This window comes from Paenibacillus radicis (ex Xue et al. 2023) (assembly GCF_024722015.1).
Taxonomy (GTDB): domain Bacteria; phylum Bacillota; class Bacilli; order Paenibacillales; family NBRC-103111; genus Paenibacillus_S.
This window is the reverse complement of record NZ_JANQBD010000029.1, coordinates 74,582-92,522: the sequence shown is the minus strand read 5'-3', so window position 1 is coordinate 92,522 and position 17,941 is coordinate 74,582. Positions and strand designations below refer to the sequence as shown.

Annotated in this window: 17 protein-coding genes; all 17 read right to left on the bottom strand. The window is 46.0% G+C overall.

Annotated elements, in window-relative coordinates; genetic code table 11:
* Positions 1 to 4: 4 nt before the first annotated feature.
* Positions 5 to 874: a carbohydrate ABC transporter permease gene (locus NV381_RS30800; protein WP_258217150.1), complete on the bottom strand. Its 870-nt coding sequence runs from the start codon at positions 872 to 874 to the stop codon at positions 5 to 7.
* A gap of 77 nt (positions 875 to 951) precedes the next feature.
* Positions 952 to 2,283, bottom strand: a complete 1,332-nt coding sequence (locus tag NV381_RS30795) for an extracellular solute-binding protein (RefSeq protein ID WP_258217149.1) — start codon at positions 2,281 to 2,283, stop codon at positions 952 to 954.
* Positions 2,284 to 2,314: 31 nt separating this feature from the next.
* Positions 2,315 to 3,211 carry a nucleoside hydrolase gene (locus NV381_RS30790; protein WP_258217148.1) on the bottom strand — a complete coding sequence of 299 codons (897 nt, stop codon included), beginning with the start codon at positions 3,209 to 3,211 and terminating at the stop codon, positions 2,315 to 2,317.
* A 122-nt stretch (positions 3,212 to 3,333) separates the two neighbouring features.
* On the bottom strand, positions 3,334 to 4,956 hold the full coding sequence (locus tag NV381_RS30785; RefSeq protein ID WP_258217147.1) for a response regulator: 1,623 nt from the start codon (positions 4,954 to 4,956) through the stop codon (positions 3,334 to 3,336).
* Complete coding sequence (locus NV381_RS30780) at positions 4,934 to 6,688, bottom strand: sensor histidine kinase (protein ID WP_258217146.1); 1,755 nt, start codon at positions 6,686 to 6,688, stop codon at positions 4,934 to 4,936. The genes NV381_RS30785 and NV381_RS30780 overlap by 23 nt, the downstream gene beginning before the upstream one ends.
* Before the next feature lie 258 nt (positions 6,689 to 6,946).
* Positions 6,947 to 8,797, bottom strand: coding sequence for a hypothetical protein (locus tag NV381_RS30775; RefSeq protein WP_258217145.1), 1,851 nt, complete (start codon positions 8,795 to 8,797; stop codon positions 6,947 to 6,949).
* 490 nt (positions 8,798 to 9,287) lie between these two features.
* Positions 9,288 to 9,587, bottom strand: coding sequence for a hypothetical protein (locus NV381_RS30770; protein WP_258217144.1), 300 nt, complete (start codon positions 9,585 to 9,587; stop codon positions 9,288 to 9,290).
* Between the two features lie 63 nt (positions 9,588 to 9,650).
* Positions 9,651 to 10,121, bottom strand: coding sequence for a RidA family protein (locus tag NV381_RS30765; protein WP_258217143.1), 471 nt, complete (start codon positions 10,119 to 10,121; stop codon positions 9,651 to 9,653).
* Positions 10,122 to 10,192: 71 nt separating this feature from the next.
* Positions 10,193 to 10,477: a 2Fe-2S iron-sulfur cluster-binding protein gene (locus NV381_RS30760; RefSeq protein WP_258217142.1), complete on the bottom strand. Its 285-nt coding sequence runs from the start codon at positions 10,475 to 10,477 to the stop codon at positions 10,193 to 10,195.
* A gap of 35 nt (positions 10,478 to 10,512) precedes the next feature.
* The gene (locus tag NV381_RS30755) at positions 10,513 to 11,190 is read right to left on the bottom strand and encodes a GntR family transcriptional regulator (RefSeq protein WP_258217141.1); all 678 of its coding nucleotides are present in this window, start codon (positions 11,188 to 11,190) and stop codon (positions 10,513 to 10,515) included.
* A gap of 78 nt (positions 11,191 to 11,268) precedes the next feature.
* Positions 11,269 to 11,799 carry a chromate transporter gene (locus NV381_RS30750; RefSeq protein ID WP_258217140.1) on the bottom strand — a complete coding sequence of 177 codons (531 nt, stop codon included), beginning with the start codon at positions 11,797 to 11,799 and terminating at the stop codon, positions 11,269 to 11,271.
* Positions 11,796 to 12,383: a chromate transporter gene (locus tag NV381_RS30745; RefSeq protein ID WP_258217139.1), complete on the bottom strand. Its 588-nt coding sequence runs from the start codon at positions 12,381 to 12,383 to the stop codon at positions 11,796 to 11,798. Before NV381_RS30745 ends, NV381_RS30750 begins: the two co-directional genes overlap by 4 nt.
* A gap of 124 nt (positions 12,384 to 12,507) precedes the next feature.
* Complete coding sequence (locus NV381_RS30740) at positions 12,508 to 12,981, bottom strand: GlcG/HbpS family heme-binding protein (protein WP_258217138.1); 474 nt, start codon at positions 12,979 to 12,981, stop codon at positions 12,508 to 12,510.
* Between the two features lie 41 nt (positions 12,982 to 13,022).
* Positions 13,023 to 14,501, bottom strand: a complete 1,479-nt coding sequence (locus NV381_RS30735) for an aldehyde dehydrogenase family protein (RefSeq protein WP_258217137.1) — start codon at positions 14,499 to 14,501, stop codon at positions 13,023 to 13,025.
* Between the two features lie 355 nt (positions 14,502 to 14,856).
* Positions 14,857 to 15,561, bottom strand: a complete 705-nt coding sequence (locus NV381_RS30730) for a TenA family transcriptional regulator (RefSeq protein WP_171656014.1) — start codon at positions 15,559 to 15,561, stop codon at positions 14,857 to 14,859.
* Positions 15,562 to 15,735: 174 nt separating this feature from the next.
* A complete protein-coding gene (locus tag NV381_RS30725; RefSeq protein ID WP_258217136.1) occupies positions 15,736 to 17,139 on the bottom strand; it encodes a hypothetical protein in 1,404 nt (467 codons plus the stop codon).
* Between the two features lie 3 nt (positions 17,140 to 17,142).
* On the bottom strand, positions 17,143 to 17,889 hold the full coding sequence (locus NV381_RS30720) for a creatininase family protein (protein WP_258217135.1): 747 nt from the start codon (positions 17,887 to 17,889) through the stop codon (positions 17,143 to 17,145).
* Between the last annotated feature and the right edge of the window lie 52 nt (positions 17,890 to 17,941).

Below are 17,941 nucleotides of genomic sequence, written 5' to 3'. Positions count from 1 at the left end.
CTCTCTAATGCTTTGCCTTCAGAAATTTGAATTGCAAGGCAACGATACTTAAAGTTAATAGCAGCAAAATAATAACGATCGCAGAGGCTCTGCCTGAATCGGAGTAAAGAAACGCGCTGTTGTAGCTCTCCAGCATCAGAACATTCGTGCTATGCTCCGGTCCGCCCTGAGTAAGAATATACATCGGGGAGAATAATAAGAAATTGGACACCGTCACCGATACTGCGACAAAGGTTATGGACCGTTTCATCATCGGAAAAGTGACCTGCTTAAACTGCTCCCAGCGGGATGCTCCATCCATAGATGACGCCTCGTATAAAGACACTGGAACCTCCTGCAAGCCCGCCAAGAAAAAGATAGCCCAATAGCCGATGCCTTTCCATGTTGCTATACCGATTATGGAAGCAAGGGCTTGTTTAGCTCCCGTTAGAAAAGGCTGCTGCTCCATGCCCAGACCGACAAGCATCGAATTGACGACTCCTTGCTCAGGGCTCAGCATGATGTTCCACAGGATACAAGCGGTAGAGACCGAAACGGCTACAGGAACAAAATGAATCCCTCTAAACCAACCGATATGTTTGAGCTTCGCATTAAGCAATAGCGCCAGCATAAAAGCAAGAATGACCTGAATCGGATTGACGAATACATTGAATAACAACGTAATTTTCAAAGAGCTCCAAAATACCGGATCGGTAAAAAGAAACCTATAATTCTGCAAACCGACAAACGCTTCGCTTGCATTTAAAAAGGACGGTGCATAGAAGCTGTCCTCCAAGCCTTTAAAAACGGGGTACAGCTTAAACATCAGCAAGCCTGCAATCGCCGGAAATAAAAATATATACGGGGTGATTCTCCCTGCTTTAATATCATTCACCTTCAATCATCTAAATTTCTAACAGCCCCAAAAAAGAAGGGACGGGGAACGGATTCCCCATCCCCAGCGCGGTTGTTTTACTTCACCACGGATTGATATTTCTTTAATTGGCTGTCTATTAAAGTCGCGGCATCATCCAATGCTTTCTTTGGATCCGTTCCATTCTTAATATCCTCGAATGCTTTGTTAACATTGTTTTCCCACTCCAGATAACCTGGCGTTTTCGGGCGTACAGCCGCTGTTTCACGCGCTTCGCCTGCGGCTAATTTCATAATGTTATTCGGGAAATCCTTATATTTGGGATCTTTATCGATTTGATCCAGCAGCTCCAGGCTGGCTGGCAGCGCACCATTTTCATTCAACCAAATTTGCGAGCCTTTGCCTAAAGTCAAATATTTGACGAACTTGGCTGCCGCTTCTTTTTTCGTTGAATATTTGGAAATACCCACGTGCCAGCTGCCTGTAGGAGTCGCAACCTTGCCTCCTGCGAAATATGGATGAGGCGCTATGCCAAAGTCCATGCCGGCATCTTTAATCCGCGGCATATTCTGGGTTGAAGCGAGGAACATCGCCACTTTACCGGAAATGAAGTAGTCCAGCGCTTCCTCACGTTTGATCTTTGGACTAACCTTCTCTTTATTGAACAGGTCCGAATAGAACTGAAAAGCGCTAACCATTTCCGGTGAATTCGTGTAGTCTTTGGCTGTTAGGCCGTTGTCGCTCAGCACCTTCGCATTTTTGCTTTGTCCAAGGGATATGAGCTGATAAGCCTTGCCTACCTGGTCGAAGCTGAAGCCAAATATATCATTTTGATTATCGCCGTTCGTATCTTTGGATAATTTCTTGGCGACTTCCAGTACGTTCTCCCAAGTCATGCGATATTGCAATTGATCCGATGGGAATGCAACGCCTGCTTTCTGGAATAAATCTTTATTATAAAACAGCACGACACTGGAGGTGTTCATCGGTGCAGCCATTAGTTGTCCTTGATAAGAGCCTGCGTCCGTTGCCGAAGAAATCCATTTTTGCTTGGCATCAGCGCCAATAAGAGCATCGAGCGGCTCCAAATATCCTTTTAACGAATAGCCCATGGTCAGCGGAACATCGACAGAGATAACATCCAGATCCTGCGCTTTGGAGGCCAGCTTGATCTCTATGGTTTCGGTCAGCTTGGTCGAAGGACTGAGCTGCAGATTAACCTTGATATTAGGGTTTTCCTTCTCAAACTCTTCGATAACCTTTTTGATAGGCTTTTCCCAGATCGAGTTAGCCAAATAAGAAATTTCAATCATGCCTGCTGCACTATCCGCTTGTTTGACCGGTTGAGCTTCTTTGCCCGGAGCACCGGAGCATCCTGCGGCAAGCAGCAGAGCAAGCGAGCAAACGATAGTGGTTTGTATTTTTTTCAAAGTAAAGCCCCCTTATTTAGATGAATGCGTGTTAGCAAAACACTCTTTCTTTTAACAGCTTAAGGAAGGTATCGCGGTCCACTTCAAGGCAAACCTCAACATTTCCCTCTTCATTCAGCTCCCCAACTGTAATGCCTGTCGGATGTCGATGATCGTAATCAACCTGAATGCTCATCCTTCTGGTCGTTACCAATTGGCGGTTTACTAACAGCGCAACAGCCAAAGGGTCGTGCATAAAGGTGAAATCTCTTTTCCGGTAATCCATATAGCCTTCGATTTGCTTGGTTAATGTAACGGCCAACGGAGTTCCCGAGGCTGCCAAATCGTCTTTGTCCTGTCTTGTAATGGAAACCTGCCTCGTAACATCAAGCCCAACCATGAGGATGGGAGCCCCGCTGGAAAATACAAGTGACGCTGCTTCAGGATCGCATTTCACATTATGCTCGATCGGTGGGAGCTCTACTGCGCTGCTGCCCAATCGTACGACTCCACCCATCATGACGATTTCCTTCACATTCTTCACTAGTCGCGGCTCCCGAATGATAGCTGCAGCAATATTCGTCAACGGCCCAATGGTCACCAAAGTTATCTCACCCGGGTTATTCATAACCGTTTCAATGATATAATCTACGGCGTGCTTGACGTCCTTCATGCTGTCATCCTCAATGTCCAGCCCTTCGCCTTCAATCCCGGCCCAGAATACCTCACGGTTATGCAGCAAGGTTTGTACCACTCCAGGATAAACGTTAACTTCGCTGTCGCCGGATAACGCCATTATTTTCTTGGCAATCTTAGCCCGGACATGCACGTTACCGTAAACCGTTGTCACTCCTTCTAGCTGGATCTCCGGTGATCTCAGTGCAAGCGATAATGCGACAGCATCATCTGAGTCCGTTCCGATATCTGTATCAAGTATTATGCGATTCATTACTGTATCCCCCTATAGGCTTTGAAAGTTGTTGCTGCTTCTTAACTAAAGTATAAGTTGTCCAGGGGGAGACGAATACGGATGATATTTTAAGATAATAGAGGACAATTTAAAGATAACACTTATTCCCGGTTGGACATACCGCGGTATTCTTGCGGCGATACATCGTAATAGCTTTTAAACAGCTTCGTAAAATAGGGGGTATACTGGTAGCCGAGCTGGGCTGCGATTTCATAGATTTTGGCTTTCGAATTTCTTAACAAATACGCGGCCTTCTCCATGCGGTAACGGTATATATATTCACTCAGATTCTCACCTGTTTCTTGCTTGTACGTAACCGACAAATAAGCAGGATGCAGATGCACGTGCTCGCTGATCGCCTGCAGGGTCACATCCTCGGACAGGTGACGTTCAATATACTGATGAATTTGCAAAACAAAGGAGCCCCTCGTCACTTTGCCGCCATCGGCTACACGCTCTTTAATCCGCTCCAGCACCTGCATCGCCCAGCCACGAAGCTGCTTCACCGTGCGAAACGTTGCGACATTATTCCCTGACATATAGGGCTCCTCTATCACATCCGCCATTTGCAGTCCGTTCATATGAATCACGTAGGTATAAGCATTCGATAATGCAAAGAACACTTCCGACAAATATTCCGCGGTATCCATACCATTGCTGCTTAGCTCTTCAAAAATATAATTCAATCTCTCCTGCGCATCCTGCCACCGGCCCGTTTCAATCAGCTGCAAAATGGTTGGAGGCTCATGCAAGCGTTGAAGGGGGCGCAATGGTGTTTGTGGCGGTTGATCCCACAGTCGAAGAAAGAGCTCCTGCTCGCTGCCAGGCAGCCTTCTGAATAACAGCAATGCTTTTTGATACACCTCGGCCATACCCGTTGGGAAAGCCTCGAAGTCACTGACGATTACAGAAATTTTCCCCTGCAAATACATCGTTATATAATGCTGCAATTGCGGAATCAGCTGCTCCAGAACCTTTTTTCTGGGTGTGTCCAACAAATCGCTGTTTTTCATTTTGATCAGGAAAGCCAGGTATTGACTGTCATCTTTGCAGGCCCAGACTTCAAAATGGTCGTTAAGCACTTCCTCGGTAATATTGACGACAGCAAATTCGAATAAGGAAATGCTGCGCTCGTCATATTCCAGAAAACGATTCTCAATTCTAAGCAGCATGATGGCTGCCCAATCACCTGCAGCGAAAGGAATATTCAACTTTTCCATTTCTTCGCTCAATTTCTCTGGAGTCAGCTTCTTCCCTTTGAGCAAATCGAGCAGCAAGGATGCTTGCAAGTGCACCAAATGAGAGCGAAGCGTCTCATGCGCCTTTTTGTTGGAGACTGCCGCTTCCCTCCTTTGCTGCAATACCTCCGCTGTTTGGAGAATGGTTTGCAGCAGCTCGTCCTTCTTCACAGGCTTCAGCAGGTACGCCGCTGCATTGGTTTTTAACGCTTGCTGCGCATATTCGAACTCAGCATAGCCCGATAAGAGTATACATTCGATATCCATCTGTTTTTGTTTGACATATTCGCAAAACTGAAGTCCTGACATCCCGGGCATGCGAATGTCTGTAACAACAATATCGATGGGGAATTGCTCTATTATTTCTACAGCCTCCTGTCCTGAAGCTGCCGTATATACTTGTTCAAAATGGGCTGTTTTATTGATAAAAAACGCCAGATCCTCCAAAATCATAGGTTCATCATCAACCAGAAGCAATCGAATCATGATCATAACCTTCTTTCCAATATATAGTTACACAAAGTCCTGATTGGGCTGCCGAGGATGTTATTTCCAGACCTGAGGATTCACCATACCAATACTTTAACCGCTGATGTATATTCCAGAGTCCGTATCCGATCGTCTCATCCATAGGTTGATTAAGCTGTTCCGTTAGCTGCTGCTGTCTGTCCGAGGAAAGTCCAACACCGCTGTCTTCAATCGTAATGCGGATATATTCGCCTATGACCTCTCCGCTGATAACGAGGGTTCCACCACCCATTTTGGGCTCCAGGCCATGTACAATAGCATTTTCCACAATCGGTTGTATGAGGAGCCTTGGCATCTGTATGTCCATCATTTCTTCAGGAACTTTAATTTCGTATTGGATTCGCTGCAGCCTTAGCGTGTGGATTTCCAAATAATTTTTCACTAATTTAAGTTCATCCCGCAAGCATGTGTTGGGATCATCAAGCCGGGTGATGTAACGATAGTAATCGCTTAGATTGTATGCCATGGCAATAACGGACTCATTACGGCCAAGACTTGCGGAGCTAATGATAAAATTAAGACAGTTGTACAAAAAATGCGGATTAATTTGCGCCTGCAGCTGCTTGAGCGTCGCCATCCGGGATCGGTTCTTCTCTTCGTACACATTTTCAATCAAGTGCTGAATTTGCCCGGCCATATCATTAAATCGAACGACGACAAAATCGAATTCACTATGAAACCATTTATGCAGCCTCACGCTAAAATCACCGTTTTGAAATCTTTTTAATACACCTGTGAGTGCGTGGAGCGGAGCCTGAACGTGTTTATACAGCAGGAAGGAAGCCATTACCCCCACTGCTAGCAATAGGATAATAAAGCCATAGAAAAAGTTGCGAATCTTAGTGATGGGAAATAGAATCTGCTCTAGCGGCGTGTAATCGACCACATAATACCCAAGTGCTTGCGAATAAACGTAGTTAACCAAATACGTCTTTTTGCCGATTTCCGAAACAAAGTCACCTTTTTCCTCCAGCGTTTTTTGAAAAAGAGCGTCAACAACAGCGCTTGTCGTTTGTTTATCGGAGCTGCGGTTGTAGCTGAGATGATTTTGTCGGTCAACCATGAAAGGGTCACCTTTACTGCCTGTCTTCAACTGATCCAGAAGAGAAGTAACATTGGACTCATAGAATGCCATTTCGGCAACAACCAGACTCTGATCAAGCTTCCCGTTTTCATTTATGGGCCCGCCTGCGTAATAAACAAATGATGACATATCCGGACGTTCAGGGTCAGGCCTATAGCTCCAACCGGGGACCCTCACACTTTTATCCAACTTGCGCTCATCGTAGGGAATTTGGCGAAATGAAGTCGACAACGTTCTTTGAACGGAAGGAAAGTACAAGGTGATATCGTTATTCCAACTGTTCGCGGAGCTCTGAAGGGTTAATTTCTCCTGAACGTTGGATTCGATTTGAATCAACTGTTGCTGTGGGCCTGATAACATTGCTCTTTCCATCCCCAGGACAGTTGTGTCTCTCGTAAGTGTGATCGCATTCATAGCCAGGCTTAGAGCTATCGCATCCAATTGCTTGCGGAAAAACTCCAGCTGATTGCTCTTTTCCTTCTGCAATAAACCCTCCACAACCTGGACGCTAACCTGATTCGATAAACCGTAAAGAAGTAAGATCGGGATTAGAAAAATAAAAATGACGGCATTGAGCTTAGTAAAAATATTTTTTTTAATTATCATAAGTATCCCCTTTGCGCTGCTGCTAACCTCTGATCCTTGAGATGCTTGCACAACTCGTGGCAATTATATGAGTTTATGCTGCGAAAAACAAGACAACTGCTATACCTCATTGTTCCCGCTTTCTGAAAAAAACAAAAGAAGATCAAGGCCTAAATGGCTTGATCTCTTAATTGAGAATATTTTCAGATATGGTAATTCATTCCCTGAATTGTTAACCTGACTCTGAAACAAATAGCCAGATACAATAGTCGAGGCTTTTTATGAAGGAGTATAAGATAAACTCGCGCTAAACGAAAGTTGGGTAATATCAGCTGCTGAGGGATCAGACGCTACATTCGTCCTTATACGAATACCAATACGATCACCCGCTGCGACTGTTAATGATCCGACATTTATATTGGTTGCTGCATAGAAGGTACCGGCATTAACCGTATTACCAGGACCTCCAAAAGTAAGCGAGCTAGTCAGCGGAGTTGTCACGTAAAGTGAGGCAAGATGACTAATCCCATTATTAGGAACTGAAGGTGCGACGAAAACTGTAAAATCATATACAAGAGCTGTCACATTTATAGAAACCACTGAAGCAACCAATAAATCTGCGCTTATTTGTAAATTTTGAACGGTTCCCGCAAAGGGAATTGGGAAAGCAAAACCACCTGCCTGTGGTGGCATAGTTGATTCTCCAGAACCGTTAATAATTTCAACCGTGTTATTACCAAAACCCATTAAAATTGGAGCAGCTGATACTACTGTAGCACCACTGATGATGATACCCGTTGAAAATGGAATTAATCCTCCAGCTCCCTGAGGTCCTTGAGCTCCTTGAACACCTTGCGGGCCTTGTGCTCCTTGGACTCCTGTAGTTCCTTGGGCTCCTTGCGGGCCTTGAGCTCCTTGCGCTCCTGTAGCTCCTTGCGGGCCTTGAGCTCCTTGCGCTCCTGTAGTTCCTTGCGGGCCTTGAGCTCCTTGCGTTCCTGTAGTTCCTTGGGCTCCTGTAGCTCCTTGCGGGCCTTGTGTTCCTTGTGGACCTGTAGTTCCTTGGGTTCCTGTAGCTCCTTGCGGGCCTTGAGCTCCTTGCGCTCCTGTAGTTCCTTGGATTCCTGTAGCTCCTTGCGGGCCTTGTGCTCCTTGGGCTCCTGTAGTTCCTTGGGTTCCTGTAGCTCCTTGCGGGCCTTGAGCTCCTTGCGCTCCTGTAGTTCCTTGGGTTCCTGTAGCTCCTTGCGGGCCTTGAGCTCCTTGCGCTCCTGTAGTTCCTTGGGTTCCTTGTGGGCCTTGAGTTCCTTGTGGACCTTGTACTCCTTGGGGCCCGCCCTGTGGACCTGCGGGGCCTTGGGTTCCCTGGGCTCCTGTAGTTCCTTGCGAGCCTTGTGTTCCTTGTGGACCTTGAGTTCCTTGAGCTCCTGTAGCTCCTTGCGGGCCTTGTGTTCCTTGTGGACCTTGAACTCCTTGGGCTCCTGTAGTTCCTTGAGTTCCTTGTGGGCCTTGAGTTCCTTGTGGACCTTGTACTCCTTGGGGCCCACCCTGTGGACCTGCTGGGCCTTGGGTTCCCTGGGCTCCTGTAGTTCCTTGCGAGCCTTGTGTTCCTTGTGGACCTTGTGTTCCTTGTGGACCTTGAGTTCCTTGAGCTCCTGTAGCTCCTTGCGGGCCTTGTGTTCCTTGTGCTCCTTGTGCTCCTTGTGCTCCTTGAGGGCCTTGTGCTCCTTGAGAACCTTGTGCTCCCTGTGCTCCTCTAGCTCCTTGCGGTCCTTGAGTTCCTTGTGGACCTTGTGTTCCTTGTGTTCCTTGAGTTCCTTGTGCTCCTTGTGCTCCTTGTGCTCCTTGAGGGCCTTGTGCTCCCTGTGCTCCTCTAGCTCCTTGCGGTCCTTGAGTTCCTTGTACCCCTTGTGTTCCTTGAGTTCCTTGTGTTCCTTGTGCGCCTTGTGCTCCTTGCGGGCCTTGAGCTCCTTGCGCTCCTTGTGCTCCTGTAGCTCCCTGTGCTCCTTGTGCTCCTGTAGCTCCTGTAGCTCCTGTAGCTCCTTGCGCTCCTTGTGCTCCTTGTGCTCCTTGGGGAATATTTACACTTACAATTTTCTTTCTGACGACAATTTTCTTACAACATTCTCTCTTCACAGGTTTTTTTCTCTTCGAAGGGCAGACAATAACCTGTTTCTTTATACAGCCCTTTTTTCGTTTCTCTAGGGGACAACCCAATCCAAACACCTCCAAATAGGTTTGATGTATCATACTCCATTCTTCTATTGGCGGCATGGACATTTGTCTTATAACTAATAGACAACGGTCTATTTATTACTAAAATAGGTTTTTGTATAGGGTTAATATACAGTTACAACTACTTTTTAGAAAACATAAGATATAAATGGACAACTCAATACAAGCACTAAGACCCTCCTATGAACACTATTAGAGAGGGTCCTTTTTAGTTTTCATATAAACTTAGTTCATCAATGACAGACGAAAAACAGATATCATGTATATTGCAAATGGTGGCGGTAGCCAAAACGCTGTTTAACAAGGCTTCAATTAAGAAAAAGGAAATGCTGGATTATAACACAAAAAAGGCGCAAGCTTCATCAAGCCCGCACCTTCTACTGCAACCAGTCTATATAACCTTAACGATCTTGCTGTCTTTATCCATATCCAACTCGTAGATTTCTTTCTCTATCTGTTCGGTTGTTTCAAACTTGGGAAATACCTTAATAGGAATACTGTTGTCCGGGAATACCTCGGATACGCCTTGAATTACGATTCTAGTAACCGGATTTTTAATTTTGCAAATGGAGAATGTAGTTTTTTTCTTACCAAAAAAGTGATATTCATATTCAGCTATTGTTTCCAAGTCAGGATTGTCAGTAACCGTCTTGTAACGCTCTGTTGTGGATACCATAATAAATTCGCTCATTTTCAAAACCTCCAGTTAATCTATTATTTAATGGCATAAACCAGTTCAATTCAGATTACATTGTTATTCATACCGGACAATTAGCTCCACTTCGACTGCGGCGCCACCAGGCAAGGCAGCAACACCAATGGCTGAACGGGCATGTGCGCCTTTTTCACCAAATGCTTCAACAAGCAGATCAGAAGCACCATTCAACACATAAGGCAGATCATAGAAATCAGAAGCAGCATGGATAAAGCCTTCCATCTTGACAATGTTCACCACTCGGTCCAAATCCCCCAGAATGGCCTTTAGTGTACCCAGTTGGTTAATTATACATTGCCGAGCCGCTTGATAGCCTTCTTCCTTCGTTAAATCCAACCCTACTTTGCCTTTATATTGGAGCACACCGTTTACTTTAGGAGTTACACCGCTCATATAAATCATCGGCTCTACTATCGTATAGGGAACATAATTACCACTCGGCTTAGGAAGTGACTCTAGTTGAATATTTAGCTCCTTAAGCTTCTCCTCGACCTGTATGCATTTTTCCATTGGAGCGCCCCCTCCAGGCTTGTCTGAAAGCCAAGGTATAAGCTCACGGCAGTGATTCCGAGAAGCTCAAGCTATTCTTGGCGGATCTCAATATCATCTGAAATATACAATTGGCATGCTAAACGGCAGCCATTATTTAATTTGTCGCCAAGCATTTTATTCTCTTTCCAGTTAGGCTCGGCAAGAGCCTCGCCGCCTGCAAGAACGGTGACCATACATTTGGTGCATTTACCCATGCCGCAGCCATACTTCAGATGAGGAAACTTCTTGATCCCGGCTAATACAACTAAATTGCTGTTTGCCGCCACTTCCTGCTCATATAGTTCTCCATTATGGTGTAATTTCACATTGGGCATAGCAAACCTCCTCTAAACAATTTAGCATCCTTCAACTACTCTTTTTCTAATGCTTCCATATAAGCCTGCTTGGAATTTTCCAAATGGATTTTCGTTAGCTGCTCCGCAAGATCTCCATAGCCGTTAAGGACTGCCAATGCCAGCTCCCGGTGCTCCTCTGCGGCTTTACGCATCCGTCCTGGAAGCTCATAACCAAGATGGGCAAAAGCACGGATATAATCCGACAGGCTATCCAGCATCTGTGTCAATCTTGGGCTCTGCGCAGCGCGGAAAATAATTTCGTTAATCGAAAAATGGAACATGCGATTTTTCAAATCAAACACCGGCTGTGCAAGTGCCTGATCAATTTCCTCAATGATGCGCTTCAATTCGTCACGGTGAGATTGCTCCGCTTTTTGTGCGGCCATCTTCATCGCCAAGCTTTCTAGCGCGGCAAGTATTGTAAATATTTCAACGATTTCTTCCGGCGACAGCTTGGACACAACCACGCCTTTACGCGGCATCGTTTTGACAAAGCCTTGGGATTCAAGCCGGAACAGCGCTTCTCTGATTGGGGTACGGCTTACATTTAGTTGATCCGCCAGCTCACGCTCGATAATGCGTTCACCCGATTTATACATTCCTTGAACAATGGCTTGTTTAATATACTGGTACACTTTATCTCGAATAGGGCTTAATTCTTCATCTTTCCATATGACTGGCATGTCTGGCATCTGGTATACCTCCGAATGTTGTTTCTTCTCAGTGTAATCGAAATGTCATATAGTGTAAAACAAATTCGAAGGTACTATTCAACTAAGAAAAAAAGCTCCGTAGACCATAGCAGAGGCTACCACCAAACCCGGATGAATTTTCAGCTTCTCCAAGGCTATTAAACTGACCGCTGTAAGCGCTGCTGTCTGCCATATCCCTGCGGACTGATAAGCACTAGCAAAAAACTGAAAGGCTAACGTTCCCAGCAAAACCGCTACGATCGGGCGTACGATCTGAGTCATAGCCGCAACCTGCGGAGCCGATTTAAAAAACTGCAGAAATTTGAACAAGATCACCATGGCGATGGCAGTTGGCGCTATAGTTGCAATCAAAGCCACCACCGCACCCGTAACGCCTCCTACCTGATAGCCGATGTATCCGGCAAGCTTGGTTGCAATCGGACTCGGCAGCGCATTTCCCAGCGCCAGCACATCACCGAATTGCTCCAAAGTCATCCACCCGTAATGATCAACAACCTCGGCTTGCAGTAAAGGGATGATCGGCGGCCCGCCGCCGTATCCCAAAATATTAGGAATGAAAAAGGCCCAAAATATGTGCAATAGTATCATGCTGAAAAACCCCTGTCAGAATCAGCCTGCTTTTTCTTCCTCTTTTTGAATAAATAGGTCGATTCGATAAATGCGTAAGCAAGAGCAATGCCTATGAGCAGTCCCGGGTTCAAATCCAGCAAAACCAAGACAACTAACGAGATGACCGTCCAGCCGATTGTTCTGCTCTTCGTCCAGCCTTTCCAGGATTTCAGGAAAAACTCATAAGCCATAACGGCCATCATCACACCGATTACCGGCTGAATACCGTGCGTCATACCGCCTACAATTCCGGAATCCTTCAGCTTATAAATGAGACCGAGCAGAAAAATCATCGCGGCTAGAACAGGGATGACCATGGCCAAGATCGCGATAAAGGCGCCTGCTGTCCCTTTCACCTTATAGCCAATGTACCCGGCCATTTTCGTGGCGATCGGTCCTGGCAAAGCATTCCCCATAGCCAGCACGTCCGTAAATTCCTCGTCTGTCATCCATTTATACTTCTGTACGGCTTCCGCATGAACAAGAGGAATCATGGTAGGTCCTCCGCCGTAACCCAAGACGCCGATCCGGAAAAATCCGAGGAACAAATTCCAATACTCCATCTTGCCTCTCCATCCTTATCTGTCACAAGTCTGCGAACAAGTCCAGCTGAACGGCCGAAGCATTCGGATTCGCAAACGCTTCACCAGAACGCCTTCGGCCGTTCCGCTCGTACTCTCCACACAATTACTTCTTAATATCCGCCTGTGTCATAACTTCGTATTCATTGCCCAAGTAATTTTGCAGCGCCTTCAGTGCAGCTGTCCCAACAGCTGTATCCTGCTCCCCATTGCCTCCGCTGACACCAACACCGCCGACGACTTCCCCGTTCACTACGATTGGGAAGCCCCCAACGAATATAGCGAACTTGCCAGGCAGCATGGCATGAATACCGAATGCTTCGCCGGTAGTTGAAGCCGGTCCGCCCGGTTGATTGAACAAATGGGTCGACCGCTTGTGTCCGCTTGCTGTAAACGCCTTAGCTATAGCAATCTCGGGGCCTGTGATGCGCCCGCCATTCATACGCTCCAGAGCTATGACATATCCGCCGTCATCGACAATACATATCGATTCCAGAGCTTTTACTTCCTCAGCAGCGATTCTTGCCGCCTCCAGCATGACTTTCGCTTCTTCCAATTCCAGCTTCAATACTGATTTCATAGGTTCGTAGCTCCTCCATTCCCAATAATTAAACCCATCAATTAATCGATGCTTTTTACCCCGTGGTATACACTTTTAATTTGCGTGTAGAATTCAAGCGCTCCGCGTCCCGACTCACGGTACGTAGCTGTGCTGGACATTTTCACGCCGCCAAACGGTGCGTTATAAGCATTTCCTGTTGTTGTCCGGTTAACCTTGACCACACCTGCTTGAATGTTATTAATAAAGTGCTGAATATGATTAGGGTCAAAAGTACAAATAGCTGCTGACAATCCGAATTCCACATCATTAGCAATGCGCATGGCTTCTTGGAAAGAGGTAACACGAATGATCGAAATGACCGGTCCGAATATTTCTTCCTGAGCAATTCTCATATTCGGCAGCACATTGGTGAAAATAGCCGGTCTGACATAATAGCCGCTTGCATACTCGCCCTCGGACAAATGCTCACCGCCATATACAAGCTCCGCACCTTCGGCTTTGCCGATCTCTACATATTCCAGCACATTCTTCAATTGGCTGGCATTCGCGAGCGGGCCAACTTCGATGCCCTTGGTTAGGCCACTGCCTACCGTCAATAGTTGAGTTTTGGCAATAAGCGCATTAACAAACTGATCATGAACGGAGTCCATTACGATGACGCGGCTGGTGCCTGTGCATGCCTGGCCAGTCAATTCGAAGCCGCCTTTAATAGCTAATTCAGCCGCTTGCTCCACGTCGGCGTCCTGCATGACGATAAGCGGGTTTTTGCCGCCAAGCTCCAGTTGAACGCGAGTGGACAAACGAACGGATTTATTAATTTTCTCACCTGCACCAGTTGAGCCCGTGAACGTCACAGCTTTGACTGCTGGATGAGTTACAAGCGGAGTACCTGTTCTTGACGCTGATCCGGTGACGAAGTTGATCACGCCAGCAGGCAATCCTGCATCATGCAATGCCTGAACCAGACGAAACGCAATTAAAGGCGTATCTGATGCCGGTTTGAAAACCACCGTGTTACCTGAAACCAAGGCAGGAGCAATCTTTCGAACAGGAATGGATAATGGAAAGTTCCATGGAGTGATGACTGTTATAACGCCTAATGGCTCTTTTTTTGTATAAACAAAGGTTGTAGGGTCGTCAGAAGGAAGTGTCTCGCCTGCTACATTCAAGCCTTCTGATGCATAGTAACGCAATGTTTGAGCTGAACGCTTAACTTCCATACGGCTGCTTGCCAGCGTTTTCCCTTCTTCCCGGGTCAATTCCTCCGCATACTGCTCCAGGCCAGCCTCCAACAAGTCGGCTGCTTTATATAAAATTTCAGCGCGCTTGGTTGGAGCTACATAACGCCAGGTTTGAAACGCACGGTCTGCGGATTCAATCGCCAGATTGACATCCTCTTCTACTGAGGCTTGGAAGCGTCCTACGATTTCAGCTGCATTCGCTGGATTCGTATTCTCGAATGTAGCTCCGCTTACCGAATCCACCCATTGTCCGTTAACCAGGTTTTTAAATGTTTGTACCGCTGTCTCGATTGCCATATAAATCCCCTTTCCTAAAGCTCGCACCAGATAGGGCTATTGTTAAACCAATTCCCGAGAAAGAGGGAATTCTCGGGAATTATTAACGTGCTATGAGTCTATCCGACGAAAGCAAGCTCGTGAGTATTTATCCATCCCAATGGTTATTACGGAAAAGGGATGGTACTCCACCGCTCTTGAAATTTAAGTTGTCTTTAATGTACCTTGCGGTAACAACTTAATTTCAAAGGCGGCCGTAAACTTTCCGTACCATTCCCTTATCCCTCCATAACCTTATGAATAAATACTCACGAAAACCTATCGTCGGACAGAATCCTATATCGTAAATAATAAGATGTACTATATAAGGGCTGTATTATTCTAAGCAGAACTCGCGAGAGATAGCTGCAATGTACATTCTGCGCATTTTGGTTGCTTCTTCAACGATTTCAATGCAACGCTGTTGATCTTCAGGCGTTCTAGCATATTCCAGAACGATTTGATAGCCGCGTTCGCCGTGAATTTCATCGGATACGATGTGAAGATCGAAGAATTCCACTTCTTCATCCGTGAAGCCGTATTTCTCACGAAGTGTAGGTGTTTGTCTGCGGTAAATAGCAGGCACTTGTGATTCAAGCCCTACAACCAGAGCCGCCGTAGCAAACAAGAAGTTCTCTTTGAATGCCATCCGGTAGCACCAGGATTGAAGACCGATTGTTTCAGGAAGCAAATGCTCCATCGATTCAACACGCTCACGGGTAGTGCCACAAGCCTCTCCGAAACGAATCAACAGATCAGTATGACGGTCGCCGCCAAGCTCTTCCTCCCACATGTTTTGCAGCAAGAAATCTCTTGCATCCTCATGCGGACAGTTAGCATATATATAAGCCAAATACTCTGCGAACGGGCCCACGTATGCGTAGTGCTGCTCAACCCAGCTGGCAAAATGCTCTTTCTTCAATTCACCGTTTGCCCACATAGTTGTAAAAGGCGCTTTAGCTACCGCATTTCCTTCAATGGCTTGCTCCAAAGCGTGGCGGAATTCCTCTTTGTTCATTAAGCGTGATTTAGTCAATGTCATTATAAAAGCACTCCTCTCAAATTTGAAAAAAAGTAGGATAAATTGCACTAGCTCATTTTCTGCAAAGCGGGCCTTTATTGATCCGAATTATTCATTTCATTCTTTCATTTGGTTTTTGGTATATTGTATACCAAAAATCTTATAACTGTATTATTACTTACCTGGGCTCATCTGTCAACCCACTTTTTTGAGGATTAGCAGAAGCAGCATCGCCATTAGTAAATACGCGGCCGTAAAAGGAATATTCCAATTGGAGACACGATATGAGCTCTGCCCTGAGAGTCCCGCCATCATCCCTGCCGTTGCATTATAAGGACCTACCATAAAAGCCGCAGCCGCTCCTGTAAGCATAGCAATTGCCGTAAGCTCGACAGAAAGTCCGAGTGCATTCGGATTAAGAGACTCAGCAGCAAGAGCCAAAGCAACAGCTGGGTGCAAGCCGGCAAAAGCCAGTACCAAAGGGATCAATGGAATGAATAATAGAAACAGATCCGCTCCAACCATATCTTTTACATCCATAATCCAACTATTAATAAGATGTCCCGCACCCGTAGTTTGAATGGCCGAAATCATAAAGCCCGCACTGAGAAAAACGAAGAACTGCTCTTTCATTCTCAACAGATGCTCCGGCAGCAGGCTCCGGCTCCTTTTAATAAACAGCTTGCCCTTGCCCAACAGCAGCGACCATAGAAATGCAAAAGGTATAACGGACACGGCAACCAGCAGCAAAAAGCTGAAATGAGAGTATTTCTCCAATAACGAAATCAAACTATTAAAAACAAGAATCGCAATAAGAATTTGTATGGGATGGCTTGCCTTAAGCCCTTCTGCCTGCCCTTGCCCGGAATACGGCAGTTCTTCCCTGGATGCGGCTATTTCATCAAGAATGGTTTGGCTTAGCAGCTTCTGCCTGCGATTAGCGATCCATCTCCCCATAAAGCCGTCCAAGGCAAGCCCAAGCAGGCTAAACGGTATAACGATGGGTAAAATAGAGCTCCAGGCGACCCCTGTCATCTCGACAATAATGCCAACAATCGGCGCTACTGGCGTCCAAACAATCGGCATACTATAGCCATGGGTTATCGCTCTGCTTATAAAGCGTTCCTTCTTTTCAATCGGAAATAAATCAAGCGAAGGACGAATGGTATGATACATCATCGGCAATGTGGCCAAATTCATAAAAGAGCTTAATATATACGACAATCCGGAAGTGATAGTATAGAGCAAACCGGAATGCTTGATTTTACTTTGAATGATTAACTGAATCCGGGATGCGTATTGCCCAAGCTCGATCGGCAAAGCAATTAGCGGGAGCAGGGCAAATAAGCTTAAAATATTCAGCATATTGCCAAAGCCCGATACAAAGCTTACCCATGATGCTCCGTTCACAATCAGAAGCATAATGCCTATGCCTAAGAATACAACGCCCATCCCTTGCACGAATCTTTTAACGGAAGGGAAAACAAAGATAACAATTAGCAAACATACTACAGAGATAACCCATTGAAATAGCTGGATAGGATAGAAGGCCGAGCAAAGATAAGCAGCTATCGCTATTATGAATAAAGTTTGCTTCATATTTTATATCACTTCTTTGACTGCCTTGGTTAAGCGCTCCAGAGCGGTTTCCACTATTTCCTTACCTATGTCTTCACTGGCTTTAGTAGCATCTCCAATACAGCCGTTACGCGTCATTTCATCATAATAATAAAATCCTTGCAACGGATTGCCCGGACGCAGCTTCTTCCACCGGCCTTCCTGATAATCGGCCGCTTCCAGCTTATCCTTCCGTACTATATGAGGAGCCAGATAGAGCGCTTCCGATACCTCGCGGTCACAGCTGTGGCCATACAGCTTCGATTCGATCCGTCTATCCATGACATCTTTAGCCGATGCGGTCGTTTTGGCATAGTAGATACGCACATCCAGCTCAGTGGTGAGCATATCGACGGCTACTCCAAGCGTAGCCTGATTGCCGCCATGGGAGTTGAGTATAAGAAATTGATGGATACCATGCTGCTTTAAAGACTTCATCATATCTCGTAGAATGGCAATCACAGTTGTCGGCTCCAAAGAGATCGTTCCTGGAAAATGAATATGATGCGGCGAAACCCCCATATTAATAGTTGGAGTTAAGACGGCCTCAGGGTGCAATCTCTCAGTCAACCGTTTACCCATCTCCTCTGCGAGAACTGCATCGCAGCTTTCTACCATATGAGGACCATGCTGCTCATGCGCCCCAAGTGGAATAATAGCAATCTTAACGGTTTGAAGCGCTTCTTTCACTTCAGGCCAAGTCATCTGTGTTAAAAAATACGGGTTCGGCATAATGGCATAATCTCCTTCCTTGCTATATAATATGGTGTATTGTATACCATTA